8 protein-coding genes are annotated in these 8815 nt (G+C 73.3%); 7 read left to right on the forward strand and 1 reads right to left on the reverse strand.

The genetic code is table 11. The features are described 5' to 3' along the window. Position 1 precedes the first annotated feature (1 nt). Genes MN205_RS11130 through MN205_RS11145 form a run of 4 tightly spaced genes read left to right on the forward strand, consistent with a single transcriptional unit; the run spans position 2 to position 5977 of the window. On the forward strand, positions 2-2107 hold the full coding sequence (locus MN205_RS11130) for a hydantoinase/oxoprolinase family protein (RefSeq protein ID WP_242127208.1): 2106 nt from the start codon (positions 2-4) through the stop codon (positions 2105-2107). Further along, positions 2104-3831, forward strand: a complete 1728-nt coding sequence (locus MN205_RS11135; RefSeq protein ID WP_242127210.1) for a hydantoinase B/oxoprolinase family protein — start codon at positions 2104-2106, stop codon at positions 3829-3831. The genes MN205_RS11130 and MN205_RS11135 overlap by 4 nt, the downstream gene beginning before the upstream one ends. Continuing rightward, positions 3828-5063, forward strand: coding sequence for an amidohydrolase family protein (locus MN205_RS11140; RefSeq protein WP_242127211.1), 1236 nt, complete (start codon positions 3828-3830; stop codon positions 5061-5063). Before MN205_RS11135 ends, MN205_RS11140 begins: the two co-directional genes overlap by 4 nt. A gap of 35 nt (positions 5064-5098) precedes the next feature. Continuing rightward, entirely contained in the window at positions 5099-5977 is an 879-nt protein-coding gene (locus MN205_RS11145; RefSeq protein ID WP_242127213.1) for an LLM class flavin-dependent oxidoreductase, read from the forward strand. 102 nt (positions 5978-6079) lie between these two features. Here the strand turns inward: MN205_RS11145 and MN205_RS22335 are convergent, their stop codons facing one another. Continuing rightward, positions 6080-6364, reverse strand: coding sequence for a transposase (locus MN205_RS22335; protein ID WP_374115914.1), 285 nt, complete (start codon positions 6362-6364; stop codon positions 6080-6082). Between MN205_RS22335 and MN205_RS11150 the strand changes: the two genes are divergently transcribed. The 3 genes from MN205_RS11150 to MN205_RS11160 form a co-directional block, all read left to right on the forward strand. Beyond that, entirely contained in the window at positions 6324-6545 is a 222-nt protein-coding gene (locus MN205_RS11150) for a hypothetical protein (protein WP_242127214.1), read from the forward strand. The genes MN205_RS22335 and MN205_RS11150 overlap by 41 nt on opposite strands. A gap of 72 nt (positions 6546-6617) precedes the next feature. Next, positions 6618-7646: an FUSC family protein gene (locus tag MN205_RS11155; protein WP_242127216.1), complete on the forward strand. Its 1029-nt coding sequence runs from the start codon at positions 6618-6620 to the stop codon at positions 7644-7646. Positions 7647-7797: 151 nt separating this feature from the next. After that, the coding region (locus tag MN205_RS11160; RefSeq protein ID WP_242127218.1) for a histidine kinase N-terminal 7TM domain-containing protein at positions 7798-8815 on the forward strand (1018 nt) is incomplete at its 3' end.

Consider the following 8815-nt stretch of genomic DNA (forward strand, 5'->3'; position numbering starts at 1 on the left):
CATGGCAGAAGTCCGCATCGCCGTCGACGTCGGAGGCACCTTCACCGACGTGGTGAAGCTGGTCCCCGACACCGGTGAACTGCGATTCGAGAAGGTGGCGACCACCCCCTCCGAGCCCACCCGCGGGGTTCTCGCCGCCTTCGACGCCGCGGAAGCGCCGCTGGGCGAGGTCAGCACCTTCAACCACGGGTCGACCCTGGGCCTGAACTCCCTGCTGACCCGCACCGGTGCGCGGGTGGCCGTCGTCGCGACCGCGGGCTTCCGTGACGTCTACCTGCTGGGGCGCACCGACCGCAAGGCGATGTACGACCTCACCTACCGCAAGCCCGAGCCGCTGCTGCGCCGGCGCGACACCTTCGAGGTGGTCGAGCGGTGCACCTTCGACGGGGAGGTGCTCACCGCCTTCGACGAGCGGGACGCCCGCGCCGTCGCCCGCCGGATCGCCGAGGGCGGCTACGACGCCGTCGCCGTGGCCTTCCTGCACGCCTACGCCAACCCCGAGCACGAGCGGGCCATGCGCCGGGTCCTGCAGGAGGTGGCGCCGCAGGTCGAGGTCACCCTCTCCCACGAGCTCTCCCGCGAGTACCGCGAGTACGAGCGGACCTCCACCGCCGTCCTGGACGCCTACATCAAGCCCGTCATGCGGACCTACCTGACGGCCTTGGGTCACGAGCTGGCCGACGGCGGCTTCACCGGCCGCTTCCTGATGTCCCGATCGGGCGGCGGTGCCATGACCGCCTCGGCCGCGGCGCAGCAGCCGGTCAACCTCATCCTGTCCGGCCCCGCAGGCGGGGTCGTGGGGGCAGCGGCCCTCTCCAAGCTCATCGGCTACGAGAACCTCATCACCATCGACATGGGAGGCACCAGTCTGGATGCCTCCCTGGTCCTCGACGGCGAGCCGGTCCTGCACGCCGGCGCGCAGTTCGAGGGGATGCCCATCAACACCACCTCGCTGAACATCCACACCATCGGGGCCGGCGGCGGCTCGGTGGCCCACCTCGACGCCGCCGGCGCCCTGCAGGTCGGCCCGCGCAGCGCCGGTGCCGCACCGGGGCCGGCCGCCTACGGTCGCGGGGGCACCGAACCGACCTTCACCGACGCCGCCCTCGTGCTCGGTTACATGGGCAGCGACTCGCCCCTGGGTGGCTCCCTGCAACTGGACCACGACCTCGCCAGCAAGGCGCTGCAGCCGATCGCGCACCAGCTGGACATGAGCCTGCCCGCTCTGGCCCGCGGCATCGTGCGCATCTCCACCACGAAGATCGTCGGTGCGGTGCGCGCCATCACCGTCGAACTGGGCCGCGACCCCAAGGACTTCGCCCTGCTGTCCTTCGGCGGCGGTGGCGGACTCGTCGCCGTCGACGTGGCGCGGGAGCTGAACATCCCCACCGTGGTCGTCCCCCCCGGCCAGGGCGCCTTCTCCGCGCTGGGCATGCTCATGGCCGACGTCCAGCACGACTACTCCCGCACCAGTGTCGTCGCGCTGGACGCGACGAGCCCGGCTGACCTCGAGGTCGCCTTCCAGCAGATGGAGGACCAGGCGCGGGTCACGCTGACCGAGGAGGGCTTCGCCGTGGGCGACCAGGAGATGCACCGCTCCGTGGACGTGCGCTACGTCGGTCAAGAGCACGCGGCGACCGTGCCGTACCCCGGTGAGGGTGACGGCGGCGTCCTCACGAGCATCACCCGCGACTTCCGCGCGTTGCACGAGCGCCTGTACGGACACGTCATGGACGAACCGGCTGAGATCGCCACCCTGCGGCTGCGGGCGGTCGGCGTCGTCGACAAGCCGAAGCTGCCCGCGTGCCCGGTGCGCACGCAGGGTGCGCCGACGCCCTTCGGCCGGCGGCCCGTCTTCCTGTCCGGTGACGAGGGTGAGTACTACGACCTGTACACCCGCGAAGCGCTGCAGGGAGGGGACGTCGTGCACGGCCCGGCGGTCATCGCCGAGCACACCGCCACCACGGTGCTGCACCGCGGCGATCGCCTCGAGGTCGCCGCCCTCGGTGAGCTCGTCATCCACGTGCGCGTCGATGACACCGGTACCAGCACCGACGCTGCCACCAGGGTCGAGCGAGCGAACACCGACAGGAAGGACGCCCAGTGACCGACGCCATCACCCTCGAGGTCATCCGCCACGCCCTGCTGGCCGCCGCCGAAGAGATGGCCCGAAACCTGTGCCGCACGGCCTACAACACCGTCGTCTACGAGATCCACGACTACGGCATCGGACTGCACGACGCCAACGGTGACGTCGTCGCCGATGCCCCCGGCATCGCCATCTTCACCCGCGGCAACGACCACGGCATCCACCGGGCCATCGAGCACCTCGGCCGCGACGCGATGGCCCCCGGTGACGTCTTCGTCCTGAACTACCCCTACTGGTCCTCCGCGCACACCCTCGATCCGCTGGTCTTCGCGCCCATCCACGTCGACGGTCAGCTGATCGGCTTCTCCTCCTGCCGCATCCACGTGCTGGACCTGAAGCAGAAGAACCCCGGCTACGTCCTGGACTCCACCGACATGTACCAGGAAGGTCTCTTCTTCCCCGTCTCACGGCTGTACCGCGCCGGTGAGCCGAACCAGGAGATCTTCGACATCGTCCGGTTCAACTCGCGCATGCCCGAACGCACCATCGGGGACCTGCAGGCCCAGGTCTCGGCGTGCGTCACCGGCGTGCGCCGCACCCAGGACCTGGCGGCCAAGCACGGCGCCGACGTCCTGCTGCAGGCCATGGACTCCATCAACGCCCACGGCGAGCGCCTGGCCCGCCTCGCGCTGGCCGAACTGCCCCGAGGAACGTGGACGGCCACCGACATCGTCGACTCCGACGGGGTCGACCTGGACCGCGAGATCCTCATGAAGGCCACCGTCACCATCAGCGACGACGAGTTCGTCGTCGACTGGACGGGCAGCGAGAAGGACGTCCGCGGCCCCATCAACCTGCCCCTCGGGCAGACGATGGCCCTGTGCAGCCTGATCTTCAAGGCGCTCACCACCCCTGATTCCCCCGTCGTGGCCGGGAACTTCGCGCCTCTGCGCGTGGTCACCGAGGCCGGCAGCGTCATGCACGCCGTCCCGCCCATGCCGACGTTCACGCTGTGGACCGGCATCATCGCCGGCGAGGTGATCCTCAAGGCGCTGGCGCAGGGCATGCCCGAGCGGGTACCGGCCAGCTCCGGCGGCGACGTCTCCTCGATGATGGGTCTGGGCGTCAACCCCCGCACCGGTGAGCACTGGCTGGAGGCGACCAACGAGGCCGTGGGCTTCGGCGGCCACGCCGGCGGCGACGGCGAAGACGGGATCATGCACCTGTCCGAGCCGGGCTGCCGCAACAACCCGGTGGAGGTGCTGGAGACGAAGTCGCCCATGGTGATCGACAGCTACGGCTACGTCCCGGACAGCGGTGGCGCCGGTCTGCACCGCGGTGGAGTGGGCGTGCAGCGCACCTACCGGTTCACCGCACCCTCCACGGGCATCTGCCTGGTCTACAAGACGAAGTCCGCACCGTGGCCGATCGCCGGCGGGCAGCCGGCCCGACCGGCGAGGATCGTCCTGAACCCCGGCACGCAGCACGAGGTCACCACGCGCGGCAGCTACAACCAGCTCGAGGCCGGTGAGGTCCTGGCCAACATCACCGGCGGCGGTGGTGGCTACGGCGACGCCTTCCAGCGCCCGGCCGAGGTGGTGTTGCGCGACGTCGTCGACGGCTTCGTCTCGCTGGAGGCGGCACGCACCGCTTACGGCGTCGTCCTCGTCCCCGCACCCGGCGCTGAGGGGGGCCTGGCCGTCGACGAGGCGCAGACCCTGGCTGCGCGCGCGGCGGCATGAGCCCCGACGAGAGCCTCGGCGCTGACGGGCGGTTCGCCCACCTCATCATCACGGATGCCCTGGTGCACGACGGTGGCCTCGGCGAGCCGTTCGAGGCCGATGTCGTGGTCTCCGCAGGACGGATCGTCGCCGTGGGCGCCGGCGCGGGCCGGGACCGCAGCGCGGCTCAGGTGCTGCCGGCGCAGGGCAGGTCCTTGCTGCCGGGCCTCATCGACGCGCACTTCCACGCCTACGCCACGACGCTGGACGCCTGGCAGCTGGAGACCCAGCGCCTCAGCTACGCCGCCCTGGTGGGGGCGCAGCGCCTCGGGCGGGCGCTGCGCCGGGGATTCACCACGGTGCGCGACGTCGCCGGCGGCGACGAGGGCCTGGAGCGAGCCTGCCGGGAGGGCCTGCTACCCGCCCCCCGCTACCTGTGGACCGGCCCGGCGATGAGCCAGACCGGCGGCCACGGTGACCCGCGACCCGGGGAGGTGAGCGTGTGCTTCCACGGCGGCCCCATGAACGAGGTGGTCGACGGTGTGGAGGCGCTGCGCGTGGCCACCCGCGACCGCTTCCGCCGGGGGGCGCACGCCGTGAAGATCATGACGTCGGGTGGTGTCGTCTCACCCACGGACCCGATCCGCGTGCCGCAGTACTCCGCCGAGGAGGTCGCCGCCGTGTGCGGCGAGGCGCGTCGACGGGGCAGCTACGTCGCAGCGCACGCGTACTCACCCGAAGCGGTGCTGCACTCGGTGCGCTCCGGGGTGCGCTCGATCGAGCACGGCAACCTGCTGGACGCCGAAGCGGCCAGCGCCATGGCCACTGCCGGCGCGTTCCTGGTGCCCACGCTGGCGGCCTACGACGCCATGGCGCGCCGGCACGCCGAGGTTGGCCTCAGCCCCGTCCAGCGCGCCAAGAACACCGAAGTCCTCGAGGCGGGGAAGGCGGCCGTCGACACCGCGCGCAGCGCTGGAGTGCCGATCGGGTTCGGCTCGGACCTGATGGCGCAGCTGGAAGACGACCAGCTCCGAGGCTTGCAGCTGCAGGCGGAGGTGCTGGGCGTCGACCAGACGATCCACTCGGCGACGCGGGTCAACGCACGTCTGCTGGAGCGGGCCGACCTGGGCACCATCGCGGCCGGCGCCGTGGCGGACCTGCTGCTGCTCGACGGGCGCCTGCCGCAGGAGGGATCACTGCTGTGGAACGGGCAGCGGCCGAGGACCGTGGTGCAGGGCGGACGCGTCCTGTGACGCATCGCCACAGCCGCCTGACCCTGTCCTGCGTCGTGCTCCCCGACCAGGCGCCGGAGGACTTCGTCCGTCAGGTGCGCGACGCCGAAGACGCCGGCGTACGCACGGTGTGGACGTACGACCACCTCTCCTGGAGGGCCTTGCGCGACGGGCCCTGGCACGCGACGGTGCCGCTGCTCGCCGCTGCGGCCACGGCCACCCGCACCGTGCGCCTCGGGCCACAGGTCGCCACCCCCAACTTCCGCCACCCGGTGCCGTTCGCCAAGGAGATCATGACGCTGGACCACCTCAGCGGTGGTCGGATCGATCTCGGCATCGGCATCGGCGCCGGTGCCCAGGACTCCGACGCCCGGGTCCTGGGGCAAGCCCCCCTCTCCCTGCGTGAACGGGCGGACCGCTTCGAGGAGTGGACCGCTCTGCTGACCGCGTGCTTCTCGCAGGAGCGCACGGATCACCAGGGCACGTACTTCACGGCAGACGGTGCGCGAACCATCCCCGGCTGCCTGCAGCGACCCCGCGTACCCCTCACCCTGGCGGCCACCGGGCCACGCGGAATGCGCTTGGCCGCACGGTACGCCGACTCCTGGTTGACGTACGGCCCCTACGACGCCCGGCCTCGCCACGAGGAGTGGCTGGATGCCCTGGAGCGGCAGGTCCGGGCCTTCGACGACATCCGGGCACGAACTGCCCCCGAACGTCGTGTGCGCCGCATCGTGCAGGTGGCGCTCGACAGGATCGACCTGTTCGCTTCTGCGCACGCATACCACCGCACGTGTGAGGCGCTGGCTGCAGCGGGGTTCGATGAGATCTCCGTGCACTGGCCACGCGTGAGCGGCCAAGGCGTTCCGGCGGAACGCCTGGACGACGTCCTGAGTGCGCACTCACTACCGGCCCCCGCGGCGAACCAGGGCTGAGCGCCGATCCGGCCCTCACGGGTGGGGGTGAGCGGGCCGCAGCGCCACCGCGTGGGGGTACGGCTGCTCCCACCAGGTGACGACCCGGCTGTGCTCCGCTGCTCACCGCACCGCCTCACCACCCTCGCTGGAGCACCTCCGGCTCGGGCAGCCCCTGCGCGCGCAGCGAGCGGTACAGCAGCAAGCGGGCGCTCGCCGCGACCGTCCACGTGTGCCCGGCCACGAGCGCCGTCCCGCGCCCGCGCCGTGCGGTCGCGCTCGCCTCACCGGGCGCGGGAGGCGGCGACGGTCGTCGTCCCCGCTGGAGGCGCCGATCGGCGCGGTGCCGTTCCAGGACTCGACGTGAGTGCTGGTCGGGAACCGCGCGACGTCCCCGGCATCTCCCACCAGCAGCGCCGCCCCCGAGGGGCCGACGTCGTTCGGTGGCGGCAACCCGGAACCGGCGACAGCGACCACCTGGGCCGGTTCCTCCTCGGCCGCCTCGATCCTCCTGTCGATCACCACCAGCCCGGCGACCTCCTCCGCCGCCAGCGACCGCCGGGTCCTGCCGACGATGTCGCGCGGGTGACCCGGTCGTCCACGGGCGCTGCGCCTATCCTCGGGCCGCGGCCGCAGGGCCGCGCGGACGAGACGGAGGATCGTGCGGGGAACGGCCTGGGAACTGCTCACGGTGCACCCGCACGACGCGGCCCACTGGGGTGCGCTGCGCGCAGCGTTGGGGTTGGCGGTACCGGCGCTGCTGCTGCTGACGACCGGGAACCTGGAGCACGCGCTGCCCGTGACGTTCGGCGCGCTCGCCGGGGTCTACGGCCGCCACGCCCGCTACCGCGCCCGGTTGCGCGTGCAGGCCGGTGCGGGTGCGCTCCTGGTGGGCTGCGTCGCCGCGGGGACCTCCGCCGCTGCCCTGGGGGTTGCCGCCCTGGCGCTGCTCGTCCCGGCGCTGGCCAGCGGTGCGGGCTTCCTCGCCGCGCGCCGCGGGGGCTGGCTGCCACCGGGCTCGCTGTTCGCCACCTTCGCCGCAGGAGCGTGCGCGGCGCACCCGCGGTCGTGGGCGGACGTCGGTGCAGCGGTCGCGCTGAGCGCCGCAGCTGCGGCCTTCGCGCTGCTGCTGGGACAGGCGGGGGCGCTGCTGCCCGCCGGGCGGCGGCGGCCGAAGCGGGACGTGCCCGCCGGGCCGTCCGTGGGTGAGCAGGTGCGCGACCCCGCGGCGCGTGGCGACCTGCTCGCGCACGTCCTGGCGCCGCTGCTGGCAGGGGCACTGGCGACGGCCGCCGGGGGAGGGCACCCGTACTGGGCGATGGTCGCGGCCGTCGCGCCGCTGTCCGTGGCCGGTGCCCGCGACCGCCTCGCCCGCTCGGTGCACCGCGTGCTGGGGACGCTGGGCGGGGTGGCGCTGGCCTTCGCCCTGCTGTCGCTGGAACCGTCCCCGCTGGTCACGATCGTGCTCGCCGCGCTGTTCCAGGCGTGGGCGGAACTGCTCGTGACCCGGCACTACGCCCTGGCGGTCGTGGGCATCACCCCGCTGGCGCTGCTCATGGTCCACCTCGCGGTCCCCGTCGACCCGGGCAGCGTGGCGGCCGACCGGGCCGTGCAGACGGTCCTCGGCTCCGCGGTGGCGGTGGCGCTGGTCCTGCTCGCCCCCCGCGGGTCCGCCCCCGCTCGGCGCTGAGGGCCCGGCACGGCGGGTCCGGTCCCGCCGGCGCCCCTCTCGCTGGGCCGGCCGGGTGGTCGCCGCCCGTTCCGGTGCCGGCGGCCTTCAGGGGAGGAGGTAGGACGTCGATGCCCCGGTCGAGCTGTCGTGCGGAGCGGGGGAGGGTGTGGTGACGCCGGTTCTCGGGCTGGCGTTCGCCTGCTCCGCCGTGGTGTGCGCGCTGACCGCCGTCCTCGCCTGGCGGCGGCGGGCGAACACCCCTGCGGCGGGGAGCCTGGCGGCCGCGATGGCGGGGGTCGCCGTGTGGTCGGGGGCGGGTGTCCCCGCGCACCTGCCCGTGGACCTCGTCGTGCAGCGGATCAGCGGCATGGTCGGCTTCGCGGGCATCCACCTGTCGGTCCTCGGCCTGTGGTGCCTGAGCCGGGCCGTGGCCGATCGCCACTGGCGGCTGCGGCGCGGCGTCGCGCTGCGCCTGGCGACGGCGTCCGCCCTGCTGGTGGCCGCGGTGGTCACCAACCCCTGGCACCACCTCGTCTTCCCCAGCGTCAGCGCCTCCGGGCCCGACCAGCGCCTGGACGTCAGCCTGGGACCGCTGTTCTGGGTCCACACGGGATACTGCTACCTCCTGCTGGGCTGGGGCCTGCAGCGTCTCGCCACCGCGTGGTGGCGCGCCAGGTCGGTCTTCCGCCGGCAGCTGACCCACCTGCTCGCCGCGGCGTGCGTGCCGCTGGTCGGCAACATCGCCGTCCTGATCGCGGCCCGCGGTGAGCACCCGGTGGACCACACCCCCCTCTTCTTCGCCGTGACCGGTCTGATCGACGCGCGGGCGATCTTCCGGCACGGCCTGCTGCACCTGGTGCCGGTGGCGCGCGCCCGCGTCGTCGACGGCATCGACGACGCCGTGGTGGTCGTCGACGACCAGGCGCGGGTCATCGACGCCAACCCCGCGGCGTCGGCGCTGCTGGCGCGCGGCGCCCCCGACGACCTCGTCGGCCGCCCGGCGGCGCAGGTGCTGCCGCCGGAGCTGGGCGACCTGCTGCGGGGCACGGTCGTGCGCGTGCACGCCGAACTGGCCGCCGGCGTGCACGTCGACGCCCGCACCAGCGTCCTGACCGACCCCCGCGGGCACCCGTTCGGGTGGGTGGTCGTCCTGCGCGACGTCAGCGAGCTCGTCGAGCAGCGTGCGC

It is taken from the genome of Kineococcus sp. TRM81007 (assembly GCF_022669155.1).
Taxonomy (GTDB): Bacteria; Actinomycetota; Actinomycetes; order Actinomycetales; family Kineococcaceae; genus Kineococcus.